At 47.7% G+C, this 310-nt stretch carries 1 protein-coding gene; it reads right to left on the reverse strand.

What is annotated here, in order from left to right; genetic code table 11:
- The coding region (locus SB772_RS39875; RefSeq protein ID WP_410838500.1) for a hypothetical protein at positions 1-310 on the reverse strand (310 nt) is incomplete at both ends.

Below are 310 nucleotides of genomic sequence, written 5' to 3' on the forward strand. Positions count from 1 at the left end.
GTATGTAACGTGCATCCTCACTACCTAGCGAGTCCATAACGCTTTTGTACAGGGCATTGAGCTCTACGGCTAAAGTATCACTTTGAGACTTTGATAAGGGGGCTTCAGTTACTGTTGGATAGCGAGTCCGTATTGACGTGTCTGGCTGATCGCTATCATTGATCGCTTCATCATTAAGCTGCGAGTAAGGCGTTTGCGGCGTCAAAGGCAAAGGCGCGTTTTTTGCTAGCTGTGCATCGGACAGTGGCGTCAAGATAGGCACAGCAGATTGTGGCGTAGTAACGGGTGGTAATAAGCGCATAAATAAATC

It is taken from the genome of Paraburkholderia sp. SIMBA_030 (assembly GCF_046535245.1).
GTDB lineage: Bacteria > Pseudomonadota > Gammaproteobacteria > Burkholderiales > Burkholderiaceae > Paraburkholderia.